The following is an 18,600-nucleotide window of genomic DNA, read 5'->3' as shown; positions in this document are numbered from 1 at the left end:
CTCCTTACATTGGGCACTCAAGGTACAGAGGCGTGGACAGATCAACTCTGACCGGAGGAGCCCCCCGTGGCCGAAGCCGACCCGACAGTTCACCCCGATCGACGCCGGTGGGCTGTACTGGCGGTGATGTCGTTCTGCATGTTCATCGTGGTGATGGACAACACCATTCTCGTGGTGGCGTTGAAGTCGATTCAGCAGTCCCTCTCCGCGACCAATGCGCAGTTGCAGTGGACGATGGACGCGTACACCCTGACGTACGCGGCGCTGATGTTCACCACCGGCGTGCTCGGCGACCGTCTCGGCCACCGCAATGTACTGGTCTTCGGGATGCTCTTCTTCACCGTCGTGTCCACGTTCGGCGCGTGGTCCGGCGACACCGTACAGCTGACGCTGTGGCGCGCGTTGATGGGTGTAGGAGCGGCCGTGGTCCCCGGCTGCACCATGGCGGTGATCACCAATGCCTTCCCTCCGGCCGAGCGGGCCAAGGCCATCGGGCTGTGGTCCGTGTCGAACGGGCTCGGCATCGCCTGCGGCCCGGTGATCGGCGGGGCGCTGGTCAGCGAGTTCTGGTGGGGGTCGGCCCTGCTGGTGAACGTGCCGCTGGCAGGGCTGGCCATGCTGGCCATCGTGCTACTGGTCCCCAACACCAAGGCCCCGCAGCCCGGGCGCCTGGACATCGCGGGGGTGGCACTGTCGGCCTCCGGGGTCGGGCTGATCGTTTACGGCGTCATCGCGGGCGGCGAACCCGCGGGGTGGTTGCGCGTTCCGGTGTTCGGGCCGATCGCTGCCGGCGGCGTCCTGCTGGGGACGTTGGTGTGGCATTCCCGACGCGCGGCGAATCCGGCGTTGGACCTGCCGTTGCTGCGTACCAGGGAGTTCGCGGCCGGGGCCGCCACCATGTCGCTGACCTTCCTCTTGGTCAATGGCGCCAGTTTCGTCCTGGTGTTTTATGTGCAGATCCTGCGAGGTTTCTCGCCGTTGCAGTCAGGTCTGCTGATGCTGCCGGTGGCGGTGGGGGCAGTCCTCACGGGACAACGCAGCGATGCGCTGATGAATCGGTTCGGCTCCGCGGCGGTGGTCGCGGCGGGCGCCATCACGTTGTGCGCCGGGTGCACCGGGTTCGCACTGCTCGATCTCCACACCGGCATCTGGGTCTTCATTGTGCTGCAGTTCGTCTCCGGCCTGGGGTTCGGTGCGACTCTGGCGCCCTCGATGACGGCAGCGCTGTCGGTGGTGCCGAAGGCGCGGTCCGGCGCCGGATCGGCCCTCGCCAACACGTTCCGGCAGTTGGGAACGGCGCTCGGCGTGGCCGTGCTCGGGTCGTTGCTGGGGACGATCTACCGGAACCAGTTGGGCAACCGTATCGAAATCCTGCCCCAGCAGGCGCGCGGCGAGGCCGGCAACTCCATCGGATCGACGCTGCTCGCGGTCGAGCGGGCACGCGCCGGAGGCGACGGGTCCGGTCCCGCTGAACTATCCCGGTTCGCGCGCCGGGCCGCGGAACTGGTCACCGCGGCACAGGACTCCTTCCTCGTCGCGATGCGGGTGACGATGGTGGTCAGCGCCGGTGTGGCGTTGCTGGCAGCGGCGGCCGCGATGCTGTGGCTGCCGAAGCGGGAACCGCGGGAACCGTCATCGGCCCGGAAGGCCGATGTGTCCATGGGGTCGCGGTAGCACCGCCCGTGGCCACCGGACAGCCGACCGAGCCCGCCGTCTCGCGGTCCCACGCGCCGTTGTTCGTCCGGAAGGCGGGGGCGGGCCCGCCCGTCGTGCTCGTGCACGGCGGACTTCCCGCTCGCCATGCCTGGGCCCGCCAGCAGGAACTCGCAGCCCGGTGGTCGCTGATGATCCCGAGCCGCCGGGGCTTTTCACCGAGTCCCCCTGCGCCGCGACAGGATTTCCTCGTGGACGCCGAAGACATGGCGGCGCTCGTCGCCGGCATTCCTGGTGGCGCGCATTTCGTCGGGTTCTCTTACGGCGGATTGGGGATGTGTGTGGCAGCTGGTCTGCAGCCGTCCCGGGTCCGGTCCCTGACGTTGATCGAGGTGCCGTTGTGGAGCGCCGCCGGCGCGGACGAATCGGTGCGGAGGCTGGCGGAGTTCGCCGATCGATTTGCCGAGGGGCATCGTGACGCGCCGACCGAACGCGAGTTCCTGGCCGTGGCCGGCCTCGATCGTCAGTGTCTCGATACCCGGGACGACGACATGCGTCAGGCGATCGAGCTGGCGCGCAATTTTCGCTCACCGGGCGAGGCGAGCCCGCGGTTCGGAAGGATCGTCGAGGCCGGCATACCTGTGCTCGTCGTCTCGGGCGGCCACGCACCGGCGATCGAGGTCGTGTGCGATGCCGTCGCCGCCCGGACCAGCGCGCAGCGGATCTGCGTCACCGGAGCCGGCCACGCGGTCCAGCGCGCGCCCGGCTTCAATCCGGTGCTGGAGGCATTTCTGACTGCGGCGGAACACCGCGCGTCCCACCTGTGAGACCGGGGGCCGGGCCGTCCGGCGGACCCGCCTTCCGCGGCGCTCCTCAGCTCACGCGGGCCTCGCCGCTGGGGACGTGGTCGCGCTGCGGCTGCCCGAACGGGAGGTGCTGCACGTCGAGGTGGCCGAGCGTGAGCGACTCGCCCGCCTGATGATCCAGACTCTGGAAGAGCTCCATGGCTTGGACGAGGTGCTGCACCGCCCGCGAGTGGCGTGTCCCCGCCCCGTGGACTTGGCCGAGCAGGCTCAGCGTCTTCTCCTCGCTGCCCTTGTCGCCCAGGCGGCGGGCGAGATCACGTGAAGGGGTCGCATGCCCGCGCGCCGCACGGTGCTCGCCACGATGCAAGAAGGCCCTGCCCAGAGCGCGGTCCCCGGTGATTCGGCCGCTTGGGCGCCTCGCGGTACGGCGAATTCGATCAGCGATTCCCCGTGGTCTGGAGGTGTTCCCAGTGATCCGTCAGCACGAGGAGACGCTGGAGAAGCTCGCAGAAAGTCGTCAGGTCGAGGCCGTCTGCGTCTTCGGCGCCGACGCCGTGGTGGAGCATGTTCATCAGCAGCTGGAGCTGGTCACCGAACCACTGCTGGGCGGTTTCTCCGCAGGAGAACGGATGAGGGCGAGCCAGGGTACCGATGGCGTCCTCGGGCAGCAGGACATCGCTCACGAGCTGGAGCTGGCTGATCTCGTGCCGGAAGAGACGGTGCAGTGCCCTGCTCGAGAGCGTCGTGTCGGCGGTATTGCGAGACAGCCCTTGGGCGTACTCGCGCAGGAGGGTGTGGAAGGCGTAGCGGCCCGGGGCAGGTGAGCTCAGCATATTGACGTCCACCAACGTCTCGAGGTCCTGGCTGACCCTCGACGCCGAGTCGCCGAGAACGATTCCCGCGGTGGTCAGCGTGAAGTCGTCGACGTCCAGGTTGGACAGCAGCTTGAAGAGGGTTTGCTGGCTCTCGGAGAGCATTGCGTAGCGCACATCGAAGCTGCTCCGGACTTCGAGGCCGCTCAGGTGCCACTGGTCGACATCGGCCCGGTCCCGCTGAAGGCTGCTGATGAGATCCACCAGGCGCCAGTGAGGACGGGCGGCCAGCTTCGCAGCGACCGATTGCAGGGCCAGGGGCAGCCCACCGCAGAAATCGATCAGTGCCGCAGCGGCCTCCGGTTCGGCCAGGAGGCGATCACGCCCGATGTTCTTGGCCACCAGAGCCAGACTCTCATCGGGAGGCAGCATGGCGAGTTCGACGTTGTACGCGCCGGGGAGGGCAGTGAGCCGGCCCCAGCTGGCGATGAGCACGGCGTTTCCCGGTTCCGCAGGGATCAGGTCCCGGACATCCATCGTGTCGGCCGGGTTGTCGAGCACCACCAGGCAATGCCGGCCCGCGAACAGCGATCGGCAAAGACGTTTTTGCAACACAGGGTGCACCGGCAATTCGAGACCCGCGGGCGCCAATGCCTGAAGGAAGGATTTCAGAGCCGCGTGTGTCCTGGACGCAGCGCCGCCCAGGTCGGCGTACAGAACGCCGTCCTTGAACTCCTGGCTCAGCCGGTGCGTCACATGGGCCACAAGAGTACTCGCGCCGGCCCCGGGCGGGCCGGACACCGTGACCAGGGGAACGTCATGGCGATTGTCGGTCAACCTGCCGACGATGTCCTCGATCTGTGACGCCTGGCCCGTGAAGTGGGGAGGAGCCGGCGGCAACGGGTTCGGCGTGAATTTTCCGGCCGACTGCGTGTCGCCGCTCATGGCGGTGACCTGAGGCGAGCCCGGTATCTGTGGTTCGTCGTCGGTGGGCGGCGAGCTTCCCGGTGTCAGAATCTGATGGTAGAGACGCTGCAGGGGCGGGCTGGGATCGGATCCCAACTCGTCGGCCAGTGTCTCCCTGAGTCGCTGGTAGGCGTGGAGCGCCTCTGCCGAGCGTCCCGTCTCTGCCAGCGCGTTCATCAGGTGTTTCCAGGACTGTTCCCGCAGCGGGTGTTCCTCCGTCAGCCTTTGCAGCTCGGCGACGGCAACCGCACCATTGCCGATCCGAATGCAGGATTCCGCCCACAGTTCGATCGTCTGCAGCCGGGTCTCCTGGAGGCGATGGCACTCGCTGTGCCGCAAGGATTCCGACGGCACATCGGCCAGGGTTTCACCTCGCCACAAGCGCAAGGCATTCGTGAGGGTGTCGGATGCGAGCTCCCAGTTCTCGTGAGCCGCTGCCTGACGGCCTGCGGCGCTGAGCATGAGGAATCTTCGGAGGTCGATTTCGTCGTCGGCCACCGAAATCAGGTAGCCGGTGGGCAGCGTCCGGATTCTCTTGGCCGAGTCCGGGCCGAGTTTCTTTCGCAGCCGCATGACGTAGCTCGACAGCGTGGCGCGGGCCTTTGCTGCGGGCCGGCCGTCCCACACGGTCTCCAAGAGGTCGGTCGCGGGGACCAACGTGTTGTGCTTGAGGAGTAGGCTCGCGAGCAGTATGCGAAGTCGCGTGCTCGAAATGACCAGTTCCTCTCCCCGGTCGTCGCGAACGAGTAAGGGGCCGAGAATTCCGAACTCCATGATGGACTTCCCCCGTATTAATATGTGCTTGTGACTCCGATGGGATCAGCTTGCGTTGCGTTGACGAGGTTGCCTGACGTCGGCCGTGACGCGCCGGATCTGCGCCGGAATCTCGCCGGCGGTCGCGGTTCGAGGCGGAGAGAGTGGCGTCGGCGTTCCACGAGTCGGTGCGGTCGCGCGGGGCGCGGCACCACATCGACTGCGTGATCTGGATGCCGAAGCGGACCTCAGTCGGGTTGAGCCAGGACGAGTCGACGGGGGTGCGGCACACGTGCGTGTCCTACGCCGACCATTCCCTTCACGGGAAGCCTGGCCGGTACGCGACTTCATCACCTTCTTCGGGAACGCAAAGAAGTTCGCTCGATTCCGGTTTGGCTTACGTTGCCCGATCACTTCGCCGTTGTCGACGTTGACAGGGGCGCACAGGTTCGCGGTCCGAAGGGTGGTGCCGAGCCACACCTCTCGACTGCCCGCCACCTTGGTGATTCAGCCATCTTTTTTCGATCTCCAGACCGGCGATCTACACCGCAAAAGCTGACGTCAATGGGTCAGGACGTGCTAGAGCCCCGGTACGGCCAACGGCACGTCATGACATCGAATCTTCGACAAAGTAGCACGCGTGATCCGGGGCTTTCAACGGCGATGCGGACGGGCATCTGACGGGCCGGAGGCTCTCGCCGGATGGGATCTGAAGAACAAGATGCCCTGGAGGCAAGAGTTTTTTTGGCCGTTTATGCGGCGCTGTGTGCCGCAGGAAACCTCCCTCTTTCTCGTGTGGCGGTGAGCCAATGATCAATTTCCGCGGTCTTGCCGATCATCTATGCGTGTATCGAAAGTGGATCTCGGCCGTGAGATGATCTTTATTCGTGACGGGTGGAGACCTGACGAACGAGCAATGGACGGTGCGGGAGCCGTTATTGCCGAAGGGTAAGAAGTCCGGTCGGCCGCCGACATTTAGTCGGCGGCAACTGATCGACGGCATACGCTTCCGGGTCCGTACTGGCATCCCGTGGCGGGACTTGCCTGCCGAGTACGGGCCATGGAGCCGGGCGTACGACCTGTTCCGTCGCCGGCAGCGGGACGGCATCTGGCAGCGGATCTTCACCGCCCTCCATGCCCAGGCGGACGCCAAGGACCTGCACTTGGCTGTGGCGCAACGGCAGAAGCCCATGTCGATCGTCATCACGGCGGGGCAGCGGGGCGACTCCCCGCAGTTCGCGTCCGTCCTGGGCCGTGTCCGGGTTCTCCGGCTGGGGCCGGGCAGGCCACGCACCCGGCCCAGGCGGGTTCGCGCGGACAAGGCGTACGCTTCCCGCAAGAACCGCGCCTACCTGCGACGCGGCATCCGCTGCACCGTACCCGACAAGGCCGACCAGGCCCGCAACCGGAAGAAACGCGGCTCTCAAGGCAGCCGGCCGCCGTTCCCCATCCGGCCCAGGTGCCTCGGCTGCTCGAGGACGTCGCTCGCCGGCGGGGGGGGGCGGGGTCCTCATCTTGAAGCATTCTTCGGTTGCATGTACTTCGCGGCTATGCGGCCGGCTGAGGTCATCCACCTTCGGATCGAGCAATGCCACTTGCCAAAGACGGCATGGGGGATGCTTAACCTCTCGGGCGGGGTCGTCACGTCCGGCAAGGAGTGGACCGACGACGGTGAGGTGCACTCGCTCAAGCGTCGCGCGGCAAGCGCGACGCGGCCTGTTCCCATCCCGCCGCAGCAGGCTGGCAACTACGTGGACGCTGCCGCCTACGGCATCCCATGGGCGCGGGCCCGGGAATACGCCCTGACCCGTACTGAGCGCACTTCTCGCCTAGCCAAGCGGCCTTACGATCTGCGTCACGCCGGGATCTCGTTCTGGCTCTACTCCGGAGTGGACCCGGCCGAGTGCGCCCGAGTCAGCGCGCAAGCCGGTCCCGGCCGAGAGCGGGTTGCACGAAGGGCGCCTGACGGGTGAAAACCCAGGTCAGGCGCCTTTTCGCATGTGTCTAGAAGAAGCCCAGCTTCTTCGGCGAGTACGACACGAGGAGGTTCTTGGTCTGCTGGTAATGCTCCAGCATCATCTTGTGCGTCTCGCGCCCGATGCCGGACTGCTTGTAGCCGCCGAAGGCCGCGTGCGCCGGGTAGGCGTGGTAGCAGTTGGTCCAGACCCGGCCCGCCTGGATCGCGCGGCCCGCGCGGTAGGCGGTGTTGGCGTCCCGGGTCCACACGCCCGCGCCGAGCCCGTACAGCGTGTCGTTGGCGATCTTGATGGCGTCGTCGAAGTCGTCGAAGGAGGCCACCGAGACGACCGGGCCGAAGATCTCCTCCTGGAAGACCCGCATCCGGTTGTCGCCCTCGAAGATGGTGGGCTGCACGTAGTAGCCGCCCTTCAACTCCCCGTCGTACTCGATGCGTTCGCCACCGGTGAGGACCTTCGCGCCCTCCTGCCGGCCGATGTCCAGGTAGGAGAGGATCTTCTCCAGCTGGTCGTTGGACGCCTGGGCGCCGATCATCGTGTCGGTGTCGAGCGGGTGCCCCGGCTTGATCTGCCGGGTGCGTTCGACCGCGGCTGCCAGGAACTCCGCGTAGTGGCCGCGCTGGACGAGCGCCCGCGACGGGCAGGTGCACACCTCGCCCTGGTTGAGCGCGAACATCGTGAAGCCTTCCAGCGCCTTGTCGCGGAAGTCGTCGTCGTGCGCCCACACGTCGTCGAAGAAGATGTTCGGCGACTTGCCGCCCAGTTCGAGGGTGACCGGCTTGATGTTCTCCGAGGCGTACTGCATGATCAGCCGCCCCGTCGTGGTCTCCCCGGTGAACGCCACCTTCGCCACCCGCGGGCTCGACGCCAGCGGCTTGCCCGCCTCGACACCGAAGCCGTTGACGATGTTCAGCACGCCCGGCGGCAGCAGGTCCGCGATCAGGCTCACCCAGTAGTGGATGGACGCAGGGGTCTGCTCGGCCGGCTTGAGCACCACCGCGTTGCCCGCGGCGAGCGCCGGCGCCAGCTTCCACGTGGCCATCAGGATCGGGAAGTTCCAGGGGATGATCTGCGCGACGACCCCGAGCGGCTCATGGAAGTGGTACGCCACCGTGTCGTCGTCGATCTCGCCCAGCGACCCCTCCTGCGCCCGGATCGCCCCGGCGAAGTACCGGAAGTGGTCGATCGCCAGCGGGATGTCCGCCGCCAGCGTCTCCCGGACCGGCTTGCCGTTCTCCCAGCTCTCCGCCACCGCGAGGGCTTCGAGGTTGGCCTCCATGCGGTCGGCGATCTTCCGCAGGATGTCCGAGCGCTCCGTCACCGACGTACGGCCCCACCCGGGGGCGGCCGCGTGCGCCGCGTCCAGTGCCCGCTCCACGTCCTCCGCGGTGCCGCGCGCGATCTCGGTGAACGGCAGTCCGTTGACCGGCGACGGGTTCTCGAAGTACTGCCCGCGCGCCGGCGGCACGTACTCGCCGCCGATGAAGTGGTCGTAGCGCGACTGGTAGGAGACGATCGCGCCCTCGGTGCCCGGCGCCGCGTAACGAGTCATCCTGGTGTGCCTCCTGGTGCAGCGCTGCCCGCCCTTGGGCAGCTCTCGGCGCGAGGCTAGGCGCGCGGACGTTGCAAGTACGTTGCGCCCCGGGCCCACCCCCCTGCCCGCGCGGCCGGTACCGCCAACTCCGTCTCCAGCGCCGCCAGTCGGGACCGCACCGACGCCGTCGGGCGCACCGTCGCGAGCGCCCGCCACACCTCGATGTCGTCCTCGCCCCACGGCGCGTGCGCCCAGTCGGCCAGCAGATCGGGATCGCGCTGCGCGACCAGCGCCGACCGCAGCCCCCGCGCGAGCCGGTCCCGCAGCCGTACGATCGCCGGGGCCTGCGAACCGGGCAGCAGCGGACCGGCGTACGCCTCCGCCGCCGCGGTGAGTGCCCCCGACGCCAGCCGCCGCTCCACCACGGTCGCATCCGCCTCGACCGCGGCCGTCAGCCGGTACGGCCGCGAGTCCAGCAGCCCCGGCCCCAACGACCGCCGTAGTCGGGCAAGTTCCGCCCGCAACGTCACCGGGGTCACGGACTCGTCCGCGTACAGCGCGCACAGCAAAGCGTCACCCGTCAGCCCCTCGGGATGCCGTGACAGCAGCAGCACGATCTCGCTGTGCCGACGGCTCAGCCTCATCCGCCGTCCCTGGACGGTGAGTTCGGCCTCGTCCCGGCCCAGCGCGCGCAGCGTCGGCGTGTCCGCGGCACACCGCGGCGGAGCGAGCAGCGCCAACTGGGCCTCCGCCGCCCGCGCCACGGCCTGCACGAACCCCAGGCTGTGCGGATGCGCCAGACCGTCGCCACCGGTGACGTCCACGGCGCCCAGCACCCGCCCGGTGCGCGGATCATGCACCGGAGCGGCCACGCACGTCCAGGGCTGCACCCGCCGGGTGAAGTGCTCCGCCGCGAACACCTGCACCGGCCGGCCCAGCGCCACAGCGGTCCCCGGCGCGTTGGTGCCCACCGCTGCCTCCGACCAGCGCGCCCCCGGCACGAAGTTCATCGCGTCCGCCCGCCGCCGCGCCGCCGGGTGCCCCTCGACCCACAGCAGCCTGCCCTGCGCGTCGCACACCGCGAGCAACTGCTCGTCCTCGGCGGCGAATGTGCCCAGCAACTCCCTGAACAGCGGCATCACCCGGGCCAGCGGATGCTCCGCCCGGTAGGCACCGAGATCGCCGTCGGACAACTCCACGCACGCCGTGCCGTCCGGTACGACACCGGCCCGCGCGCTGCGCCGCCACGACTCCGCCACCACCGACCGCACCGGGCGCGGCACCGCGCCCACCGTGGTGAACGTCTCGTGCGCGCGGCGCAGCACCCGGACCCGCTCGGCGGGATCGGCCCCCGGTTCCAGGGCCACCCACGGATCGGTCAACTCGGCCTCCCCGGACGGTTTACGGCGATGATCCGGCTGAGACCATCGTCACGTGCCGTGTCCGCGCAGACAACCGGTGTGACGCCGGTTCGGGATCTGTGCCAGGCTCTAGGCGAAGTTGACGAGTCTGATGTAGCGGACCCAGTCCCAGTTGGGGCCGGGATCGGTGTGGTCGGTGCCGGGCACCTGGTAGTGGCCGATGATGTGCTCCCTGTCCTTGGGGATGCCGTATCTGTCGCAGATGGACGCCGTGAGCTTCGCCGACTGCTCGTAGAGGGCGTTGGTGAAGTAGGAGGGCTGGTCCACCCAGCCCTCGTGCTCGATGCCGACGCTGCGGGTGTTGTAGCTCCAGTTGCCCGCGTGCCAGGCGATGTCGCTCTCGCGCACGCACTGGGCGACGTGTCCGTCCGCCGACCGCACCACGTAGTGCGCGGTCACCTGCTTCTCCGGGTTCTGGAAGATGGCCAGGGTGTTGGCGTACGTCTCCTGGGTCACATGGATGATGACCCGGTCGATCGCGTAGGTGCCGGGCCGGCCGGAGTCCGTGTAGTTGGAGGTGCTGGCGGGCGTCCACTCGGCGGGCGGATAGTCGACGGAACCGCTCGCGCCGGCTTGCGGTTCGGGAAGCAGCGCGTACGGAACGGCGGCGAGCGCCGCGCCCTTCAGGATCCATCGTCTGCTCAGACGCGGCCTTTCCCGGTCCATGTCCATCGTGGGGTGCCTCTCTGGAGTGGGGGAGTCGGGGAGTGATGGGAGTACGGGCGGTGGTGCGCTTGGGAGTGGGGGGTGTCGGGTGCCGCGGTGTGCGCGGGGTTCGGTGGCCGGTCGTCAGCCGCGCAGCGCTCGTGCGGTCTCCCGGAGCCGCGCGTGCACACCGCGGTAGGTCTCCCGCGCGGGCAGCCACTCCTTGCGGAGCTTGGCCACGCAGGTGTAGTTCGTGTCGCACACGTTCGCCAGCGGTGACTCGACCGTCTGGGTGGCGAACTGGTACGCGTCCAGTTCGCTGAACCCGTAGTCGCGCACCAGCCAACGCACCAGGTCCGCCTGCGATATCCGGAACGCGTCCTCCAGCGGGCGCGCCGAGCCGGTCGAGACGATGTGCGTGTCCGACTCCAGCCGGGGCCACGGAGTCGCGACGCCCTTGAGGAGGTCCACGATCACCACGGTGTTCATCGCGCACTCCACCGCCACCCCGCAGGTCTCGCCCTCGCCCTGGCGGGCGTGTCCGTCGCCGAGGCTGAGCAGGGCGCCCTCCACATTGACCCCGAGGTAGCAGGTGACGCCGGCGCGCATCTCGGGCGTGTCCATGTTTCCGCCGTGCGCTTCCGGGACCAGCGCCGAGCGGACCTCCAGGTTGGCCGGCGCCACGCCCACCGTGCCGTGCATCGGCTCCAGCGGCAGCTCCCTCTCGAAGTCGCTGTCCCGCGCCCGGAAGAGGGCGGTGCGCCGGGCACGGTCCAGCTCCCAGATCCAGACCCGCTCCGGCAGCGGTGGCTGGAGCGAGGCGGTGGCGTGGGTGGAGGTGAGCGCCCCGAAGAGAGGAACCGTCGTGGACGCCGCCCAGTCGCGGGCCGGTTCGATCGACACGAAGTGCACGGCCACCGTGTCACCGGGTTCCGCGCCCTCGATGTGGAAGGGACCGGTCTGGGGATTGAGGAACGGGAACTCGCAGACCTCGGACACAAGGTCCTTCTCGGAGCGGACCCGCCCGGCGAAGCAGTCCTCCGTGAACAGGTCGAGCACCGTGCCGGGCGCGACGCGGGCCACGGGGGCCGCGCCGCCGAACGTCCAGGCGTATTCGTCCGGCTCCGGTCGCACGGTGAGGATCCGGGGGTCGGTCATCGTGTCGTGGGTCCCTTCTGGTGGGCGGGTCGTAGGGGAGGTCGCGGGGAGGAGGACGGGGGGAGAGCTTGCGGGCCGCCGGGGAAGCGGACGCAGCGTGGTGTGGACGACGTGGTGGGGCGGCGTGGTGTCCGATGGGTGCGGGGGCCTGTGATCGTCAGCCATCGGGCGGTCGTACGGCGCGCGGCGCCGGTGCGAGAACCGGTCAGCCGACCACGCTGCCGTCCTGCCGCGGGTCGGCCGGGGCGTCCTCCTCGATGTGCACCCGCGCGGTCTCGGCCATGCGCTCGGGATGACGCCGGGTCAGGACCAGCAGCACCACCACGCCCGCCGCCATCCAGACGCCGACGATCGGACCGGCGTAGGACACCGGAGCCGTCAGCTCGGTCACGAAGTCGAACACCGGCAGGCCGGCCGCCGTCAGCAGCGCCGGGACGAAGGCGGCGATGCCCAGCACCGGGAACAGCAGATGCCGTATCGGCTTGAGGGCACTGCCGCCGACCCGTATGAAGTGGCCGGCGCACGCTAGGTTCACCACGATGTAGACGCCGATGACGACCGTGACGATCACCGTGGCCAGGAGCAGGAACGCGGTCTCGGGGCCGTAGCCGAGGCCGAGGCCGAGCACGGCGGCGACGGCCACGACGGTCTGCACCGCGATGCCCGCCACGGGGGAGCGGCGGCGAGGATGGAGCGTGGCGAGCACCCCGGGCAGGACCCGGATGCGGGCCAGGGCGAAGGCCGTACGGGTCGACACGTTCGCGCACGCGTTGGTGTTGGCGATCGTGGAGTTGACCACCGCGAGGAACAGCAGCACCCAGAAGAAGCCGAAGGAGGCCCGTGCGACCCCCTCCCAGGAGGCGTTGCCCGACGCGCCGAACCCGGCGAACCGGTCCGGCCCGAAGTAGACGGTCATCGCATAGGTGGTGATGACGTAGAACAGGCCGATGCCCAGGGCCGCGCCCAGCACCGCGCGATGCATCGTCCGCCGGGGCTCGCGCGTCTCCTCCGCGAGCGGTGCCGCCTCCTCGAATCCGGCGAAGGCCAGCACGGTGTACACGGATCCCGCGAACACCCCGCCGATCCCGGAATGGCCTGCGGCTGTATGCGAAGTGCCGAAGACGGAGAGGGTGTTGGCGCCGCCCGCTCTGCCGATCAGCAGCGCGGCGAACACCAGGAGGACAAGGACCTCGAAGGCTCCGAGGACGGTGCCGAAGCGGGCCGAGGCGCGCACACCCAGATATCCGGCGACGGCGATCACGGCCGCTCCCGCGAGGGAGTACGGCCACCACAGGTCCGCCGGGTACGAGGGCCACTCGTCGTGCAGTGTTCCCGCCACCGTGAAGCCCAGTTGCAGGAGCAGCAGCGGGGGGATCAGCATCTCCACGAAGACATAGCCCCAGCCGACGAGGAAGCCGACGGCCGGATGCAGTCCCCGCGCCGCGTAGGTGGCGACCGAGCCGGCCGCCGGCAGCTCACGCGCCAGCTCGGCCACGCAGGAGGCGGTGAACAGGCAGGCCACCAGGGCGACCAGCACGGCCAGCGGCAGGCTGCCGCCCGCGAAGGCCGCGCCGGCCGGGATGGACGCGGCCACCGCGGCGGCCGGCGCCATCGCCGTGATGCTCTGGAACAGGACCTCGCGTAACCCGATGGCGTCACGCCGCAGAGCCCCGGTGCTCTCCCCGCGCATGTGTCCCCCGATATCTGTCCGTCCGATGCCGCCCGATCTGGGTGAATGCCGCTCGAATCACGAGGTCCGCACCGGTCCTGACGCTCCGGCAGCGTGTGCCTCGTGCGATTCACGGTACGGCGCGGGCGGGCCCGGCAGAAGGGTGCGCCACGGTTCCGTGGACAAGCGGAAGCCTGTGGATAACTTCGCCACTCGTTCGGGCGAGGACAGTGCGCCGGGGACCGCGCGAGTCCGCCGGAGCCTCCGGCGGACACATCGGCATCGTGACCCGCCGCCGCTGTCCACAGGCGCCTGACGAAGCGTCAGGATCGTTTGGTCACCGAGGCCGGATCGTCCAGTACGGCGCGGACGACCGAGTGCGCCGCGCCCAGCAGCGGACCCTCGGGACCGAGCGGTGACACCGCCACCGGGCAGGCCGGGCCCGCCGAACGGCCCGTCAGCTCCGCCTCCAGCGAGGGCAGCAGCCAGGGCGACAGCCCCGCCAGGGCCCCACCCAGGACCACCGTCTCGGGGTCGAGCAGGTTCACCGCCCCGGTCAGCGCGATGCCGAGGGCCGTGCCCGCGTCCCGCAGCGCCGCCCGCACCCCCTCCTCACCCTCCTCGGCGTGCTCCGCGAGCAGGCCGACGAGGTCCTCACGCGGCTGGAGCCCCGCCGCGCGCAGCACCGCTTCCTGGCCCGCGTACTGCTCCAGACAGCCGCGTCCGCCACAGGCGCAGGGCGGGCCGTCCGGCCGTACCGGCACATGGCCCAACTCGCCTGCGAACCCCCGCGTCCCGCGCAGCAGTTGCCCGTCCACGACGATCGCCGCGCCGATGCCGATCTCGGCCGACACATGCAGGAACTCGCGTGGTGTGCCGGCGCCGAGCCACAGCTCGGCCAGCGCACCGAAGTTGGCCTCGTTGTCCACCGTGAGCGGCCAGTCGCCGGGGAGCAGGGCGCCGAGGTCCGTGTCACGCCACTCGAGGTTGGGGGCGCGTACGACGGTGTGGCTGTCCCGCGCCACCAGCCCGGGCACGGCGACCGCGAGCCCGGCGGCCCACAGCTCCTCCCGCTCGGCCTCCGCGACCACCTGGCCGACCAGCGCCGTCAGCTCCGCGATCACCGGCTCGGGCCCCCGGCCGCGGTTGGCGGCTCGGCGCACGGCCCGCGCGCGGACCGCGCCGCGCAGGTCGACCGCGCACACCGCGAGATGATCGACGCCGATCTCGGCCCCGATCCCGGCCGGACCACGGCCGCTCACCGCCAGCGCCGATCCGGGCCGGCCCACGCGCCCCGGTCGTTCGGGGCCCAGCTCCTCCAGCAGCCCCCAGCGGATCAACTCGTCCACCAGGGTCGACACCGCGGCCCGGGTCAGACCGATGCGGGAGGCCACCGCGGCCCGGGAGAGTGAACCCTCGGCGCTGACCGCGTGCAGCACCCGCGCGAGATTGCGCCGGCGCATGCCCTGCTGAGTGTCCGGCAGAGCCCGGCCGGCCCCCGCGGGTCGGGCCTCGTGCAGCGGTGCGGTCATGCCTGCGTCAATCCTCGTTCCAGGGCCGGGCGGCACGGATCAGCGGTCTTCCGTACCCCGCTCCAGCAGCGGGGCCGCGTCGGAGAGTACCCCGCCGATCCGGGCCAGCGTCTCCTCGTCCCGGGACACGGGCTCCAGCACGGGTCCCGCCGCGGTGTTCCAGCGCCGGGCCACCGCGGCCGGATCCTCTCCGGTCAGCAGCCCGGCCGCCTGGGCCGCCGCACCCAGGGCGACCAGTTCCTTGGCCGCAGGGATCTGGACCGGCCGTCCGGACAGTCGTCGTACGGTCTGCTGCCAGGCGTGGCCCCGCGCGCCGCCGCCGATCAGCAGCAGCGGGCTGGCGCGGTCCGCGTCCTCGTCGAGGACCAGGTCGAGCGCGCCGAGCAGGGAGTGCACCGCACCGTCGTACGCGGCCTGGAGCAGCTGGCCCGGGGTCGTGTCGTGGCGCAGCCCGTGCAGCAGACCGGAGGCGTTCGGCAGGTCGGGGGTGCGTTCGCCGTCCAGGAACGGCAGGAGCGTCACGGAGCCGCCGGGCGCGACGGCCTCGCGGTCCAGGCCCAGCAGAGTCGCGACGCGGTCGACGGCGAGCGTGCAGTTCAGGGTGCAGGCCAGCGGCAGCCAGTCCCCGCGCGCGTCGGCGAAGCCCGCCACCGTACCGGTGGGATCGGCCGGGCGATGCCGGGACACGGCGTACACCGTGCCGGAGGTCCCGAGGCTCAGTACCGGGGTGCCGGGCAGCAGCCCGAGGCCCAGCGCGGCCGCCGCGTTGTCACCGGTGCCCGAGGCCACCAACGTGCCCTTGGAGAAAGGCAGACCGTGTCCGTCGCGGACGGTCCCGGCCACCTCACCCGGACGCACCACTCGGGGCAGCAGCGCCGGGTCGAGCCCGAGGTGCGCCAGAGTGTCCTCGTCGTACCGCTCCGTGCCGGACGCCCACCAGCCGGTGCCGGAGGCGTCACCGCGATCGGTGACGGCCTGCCCGGTCAGGCACTCGGTGAGGTAGTCGTGGGGGAGCCGTACGGCCCTGGTCGCGCGGGCCGCCTCCGGTTCGTGCTCGGCGAGCCAAGCCCACTTGCTCGCCGTGAACGAGGCCCCGGGCACGCTGCCGGTCCGTTCGGCCCAAGCCTTCGGGCCGCCCAGTTCCTCCACCAGCCGACGGGCCTGCGGCGCGGAGCGGACATCGTTCCAGAGCAGCGCCGGCCGCACCGGCTCACCCCGCTCGTCCAGCGTGACCAGGCCGTGCTGCTGTCCGCCGACCGAGATCGCGGCCGCCTCGTGCGCCGCGTCACCGCACTGGCGCAGCGCCTCGCACAGGGCGTCCCACCACTGGCGCGGATCGCTCTCCCGGCCCCCGCCGGTGGTGACGGTGTGCGGCGCCTGGCCGCTCGCCACCACCTGCCCGGTGGCCGCGTCGACGACCAGGGCCTTCGTGGACTGGGTGGACGTGTCCACGCCGACGACGAGCGGACCCTCCGCTGCTGACATGGGGTTCTCCCTCTTCCGCGGCTCAGCGGGATGTGCTGTGGGGCGCTCCCGAGGACACCCCCGAGGGCGCCCGTGGAAGACATCTGTCGAAGACGCCTTGTGGTCGAAGACACCTTGTCTCTTCCCAGAGGCGTGGTCGCATACTAATTTGTAAACGGCCATGACGAAATAGTCGTACGGAACAAGGAGCCGCGCCATGAGCTTCCAGCCCACCCCCGAGGACAGGTTCACCTTCGGTCTGTGGACCGTCGGCTGGCAGGGAAGGGACCCGTTCGGCGACGCCACCCGCCCCGCCCTCGACCCGGTCGAGACGGTGCAGCGCCTGGCCGAGCTGGGCGCCTACGGAGTGACCTTCCACGACGACGACCTGATCCCCTTCGGGTCCTCCGACACCGAGCGCGAGTCGCACATCAAGCGCTTCCGCCAGGCCCTGGACGCCACCGGCATGACGGTGCCCATGGCCACCACCAACCTCTTCACCCACCCCGTCTTCAAGGACGGCGGCTTCACCGCCAACGACCGCGACGTACGCCGGTACGCGCTGCGCAAGACGATCCGCAACATCGACCTGGCGGCCGAACTGGGTGCCAAGACGTATGTCGCCTGGGGCGGCCGTGAGGGCGCCGAGTCCGGTGGCGCCAAGGACGTGCGCGACGCCCTCGACCGCATGAAGGAGGCGTTCGACCTCCTCGGCGAGTACGTCACCGCCCAGGGCTACGACCTCCGCTTCGCCATCGAGCCCAAGCCCAACGAGCCCCGCGGCGACATCCTGCTGCCCACCGTCGGCCACGCCCTGGCCTTCATCGAGCGCCTGGAGCGCCCGGAGCTGTACGGCGTCAACCCGGAGGTCGGCCACGAGCAGATGGCCGGCCTGAACTTCCCGCACGGCATCGCGCAGGCCCTGTGGGCGGGCAAGCTCTTCCACATCGACCTCAACGGCCAGTCCGGCATCAAGTACGACCAGGACCTGCGGTTCGGCGCCGGCGACCTGCGGGCGGCGTTCTGGCTGGTCGACCTCCTGGAGACCGCCGGTTACGAGGGCCCGCGGCACTTCGACTTCAAGCCGCCGCGGACCGAGGACTTCGACGGCGTGTGGGCCTCGGCCGCGGGCTGCATGCGCAACTACCTGATCCTCAAGGACCGTGCGGCCGCCTTCCGTGCCGACCCGGAGGTGCAGGAGGCGCTGCGTGCCGCGCGTCTGGACCAGCTGGCCCAGCCGACCGCGGCCGACGGCCTTGACGCCCTGCTCGCCGACCGCGCGGCGTTCGAGGACTTCGACGTCGATGCCGCCGCCGCGCGCGGTATGGCGTTCGAGCACCTCGACCAGCTGGCGATGGACCACCTGCTGGGCGCGCGCGGCTGACGGCCACGAGCGCGAGGCGCTGACGAAAGAAGGCCGGGGGTACGGCGCGTACGCGTGCCGTGCCCCCGGCCGTTCCGTCGCGCAGGACAGTCGCGCATGACATGGGCGCCTTTGCGGCGACTCTCCTATGCTGACGTCATGACCTGCGTCACCTCGCCATGCTCCGTGGTCGCCGCCCGACCCGGGGAACCGGCCCACTAGGGGCACACATCAGGGATCTCTCAGGGGCGAGGCCCGGAACCGCGGGGAGCCGGAGGCCGTTCTCACAGCAGAGAACGGCAGTGGCCGTTGAAGGAGGCGACGCTCATGTCGAGAAACGCGAAGATCGCCGTCGGGGGTGTGGCGGTCGGCCTGGTGCTGCTGCTCCTGGGGCTGCCCCTGTGGGTGGTGCTCCTGGTCGTGGTCGGAATCCCGGCCGCCGGCTACCTGGCGCTGGATCCGTCCCAGCGGCGCAGGCTCCGCAGGCTCAGCCGCAAGGAAATCGGCCGCTGAGACGGACCCGGCGCCGCCTCTGATCACAGGGGTCGTACGGCCATCCTGTCGAGGGCGTCCAGCAGCCCGGGCAGCTCCGGGCCGCGGCCGACCGGCAGGACCTCGCCGGGCTCCTCGTCGAGCAGGACGAAGGCGATGTCGTCGGTGCGCGCCACCATCGACCAGCCGGGGCCGTCCGCGCGCAGTGTGCGGGCGTCGCCGGGGGCGAAGGTGGAGCGCACCCGGCCCAGCGGCGGCGGTGAGTCGACGTAGGCGCGCGCCTCCGTGAGCACCCGCCGGATCCCCTGGTGTCCGCCCTTCGGCGGTTCCGCGGCGCCCTCGGCTCCCTTGTCGCT

Annotated in this window: 13 protein-coding genes and 2 pseudogenes; 6 read left to right on the top strand and 9 right to left on the bottom strand. The window is 70.2% G+C overall.

Going from position 1 to position 18,600, the window contains the following annotated elements; genetic code table 11:
- Window positions 1–66: 66 nt before the first annotated feature.
- From CCN72_RS10405 to CCN72_RS10395, 3 genes are all read left to right on the top strand, one after another.
- Window positions 67–1,674: an MFS transporter gene (locus tag CCN72_RS10405; protein WP_143664075.1), complete on the top strand. Its 1,608-nt coding sequence runs from the start codon at window positions 67–69 to the stop codon at window positions 1,672–1,674.
- A complete protein-coding gene (locus tag CCN72_RS10400; RefSeq protein WP_143664074.1) occupies window positions 1,602–2,480 on the top strand; it encodes an alpha/beta fold hydrolase in 879 nt (292 codons plus the stop codon). The genes CCN72_RS10405 and CCN72_RS10400 overlap by 73 nt, the downstream gene beginning before the upstream one ends.
- Window positions 2,481–2,556: 76 nt before the next feature.
- Entirely contained in the window at window positions 2,557–2,781 is a 225-nt protein-coding gene (locus CCN72_RS10395) for a hypothetical protein (protein ID WP_086807261.1), read from the top strand.
- Window positions 2,782–2,896: 115 nt separating this feature from the next.
- Here the strand turns inward: CCN72_RS10395 and CCN72_RS10390 are convergent, their stop codons facing one another.
- The gene (locus CCN72_RS10390) at window positions 2,897–5,011 is read right to left on the bottom strand and encodes an AfsR/SARP family transcriptional regulator (RefSeq protein WP_086807260.1); all 2,115 of its coding nucleotides are present in this window, start codon (window positions 5,009–5,011) and stop codon (window positions 2,897–2,899) included.
- Window positions 5,012–5,877: 866 nt separating this feature from the next.
- Here CCN72_RS10390 and CCN72_RS41665 point away from each other — a divergent pair.
- Window positions 5,878–6,432 (top strand): annotated as a pseudogene (locus CCN72_RS41665) (transposase); the annotation flags it as partial.
- Window positions 6,433–6,994: 562 nt separating this feature from the next.
- Here the strand turns inward: CCN72_RS41665 and adh are convergent.
- From adh to xylB, 7 genes are all read right to left on the bottom strand, one after another.
- A complete protein-coding gene (gene adh / locus CCN72_RS10375) occupies window positions 6,995–8,518 on the bottom strand; it encodes an aldehyde dehydrogenase (RefSeq protein WP_037659142.1) in 1,524 nt (507 codons plus the stop codon).
- 56 nt (window positions 8,519–8,574) lie between these two features.
- The gene (locus CCN72_RS10370; protein ID WP_086807259.1) at window positions 8,575–9,882 is read right to left on the bottom strand and encodes a GAF domain-containing protein; all 1,308 of its coding nucleotides are present in this window, start codon (window positions 9,880–9,882) and stop codon (window positions 8,575–8,577) included.
- Between the two features lie 108 nt (window positions 9,883–9,990).
- Entirely contained in the window at window positions 9,991–10,587 is a 597-nt protein-coding gene (locus CCN72_RS10365) for an N-acetylmuramoyl-L-alanine amidase (RefSeq protein WP_202442501.1), read from the bottom strand.
- 123 nt (window positions 10,588–10,710) lie between these two features.
- Entirely contained in the window at window positions 10,711–11,724 is a 1,014-nt protein-coding gene (locus CCN72_RS10360) for an acetamidase/formamidase family protein (RefSeq protein ID WP_086807257.1), read from the bottom strand.
- A gap of 205 nt (window positions 11,725–11,929) precedes the next feature.
- The gene (locus CCN72_RS10355; RefSeq protein ID WP_086807256.1) at window positions 11,930–13,414 is read right to left on the bottom strand and encodes an APC family permease; all 1,485 of its coding nucleotides are present in this window, start codon (window positions 13,412–13,414) and stop codon (window positions 11,930–11,932) included.
- Window positions 13,415–13,716: 302 nt separating this feature from the next.
- Complete coding sequence (locus CCN72_RS10350) at window positions 13,717–14,925, bottom strand: ROK family transcriptional regulator (RefSeq protein WP_086807255.1); 1,209 nt, start codon at window positions 14,923–14,925, stop codon at window positions 13,717–13,719.
- Window positions 14,926–14,964: 39 nt separating this feature from the next.
- The gene (xylB, locus tag CCN72_RS10345) at window positions 14,965–16,410 is read right to left on the bottom strand and encodes a xylulokinase (RefSeq protein WP_086807254.1); all 1,446 of its coding nucleotides are present in this window, start codon (window positions 16,408–16,410) and stop codon (window positions 14,965–14,967) included.
- 196 nt (window positions 16,411–16,606) lie between these two features.
- Here xylB and xylA point away from each other — a divergent pair, with 196 nt between their 5' ends.
- Both xylA and CCN72_RS10335 read left to right on the top strand, forming a co-directional pair.
- A complete protein-coding gene (gene xylA, locus CCN72_RS10340) occupies window positions 16,607–17,773 on the top strand; it encodes a xylose isomerase (RefSeq protein WP_086807253.1) in 1,167 nt (388 codons plus the stop codon).
- Window positions 17,774–18,079: 306 nt separating this feature from the next.
- Complete coding sequence (locus CCN72_RS10335) at window positions 18,080–18,265, top strand: hypothetical protein (RefSeq protein WP_037659116.1); 186 nt, start codon at window positions 18,080–18,082, stop codon at window positions 18,263–18,265.
- Window positions 18,266–18,288: 23 nt separating this feature from the next.
- Here the strand turns inward: CCN72_RS10335 and CCN72_RS10330 are convergent.
- Window positions 18,289–18,600, bottom strand: a pseudogene (locus CCN72_RS10330) (hypothetical protein); the annotation flags it as partial.

This window comes from Streptomyces murinus (assembly GCF_002154555.1).
GTDB lineage: Bacteria > Actinomycetota > Actinomycetes > Streptomycetales > Streptomycetaceae > Streptomyces > Streptomyces murinus.
Note: the sequence above shows the minus strand (reverse complement) of the source record. Positions and strands in the feature narration are given on the sequence as shown.

Bases quoted from the DNA above. Each gene is read 5' to 3' on its own strand.
- CCN72_RS10355 (WP_086807256.1), bottom strand. From the start codon at position 13,414: ATGCGCGGGGAGAGCACCGGGGCTCTGCGGCGTGACGCCATCGGGTTA.
- xylA (WP_086807253.1), top strand. From the start codon at position 16,607: ATGAGCTTCCAGCCCACCCCCGAGGACAGGTTCACCTTCGGTCTGTGG.
- CCN72_RS10390 (WP_086807260.1), bottom strand. From the start codon at position 5,011: ATGGAGTTCGGAATTCTCGGCCCCTTACTCGTTCGCGACGACCGGGGA.
- CCN72_RS10360 (WP_086807257.1), bottom strand. From the start codon at position 11,724: ATGACCGACCCCCGGATCCTCACCGTGCGACCGGAGCCGGACGAATAC.
- CCN72_RS10365 (WP_202442501.1), bottom strand. From the start codon at position 10,587: ATGGACCGGGAAAGGCCGCGTCTGAGCAGACGATGGATCCTGAAGGGC.
- CCN72_RS10335 (WP_037659116.1), top strand. From the start codon at position 18,080: ATGTCGAGAAACGCGAAGATCGCCGTCGGGGGTGTGGCGGTCGGCCTG.
- CCN72_RS10350 (WP_086807255.1), bottom strand. From the start codon at position 14,925: ATGACCGCACCGCTGCACGAGGCCCGACCCGCGGGGGCCGGCCGGGCT.
- adh (WP_037659142.1), bottom strand. From the start codon at position 8,518: ATGACTCGTTACGCGGCGCCGGGCACCGAGGGCGCGATCGTCTCCTAC.
- xylB (WP_086807254.1), bottom strand. From the start codon at position 16,410: ATGTCAGCAGCGGAGGGTCCGCTCGTCGTCGGCGTGGACACGTCCACC.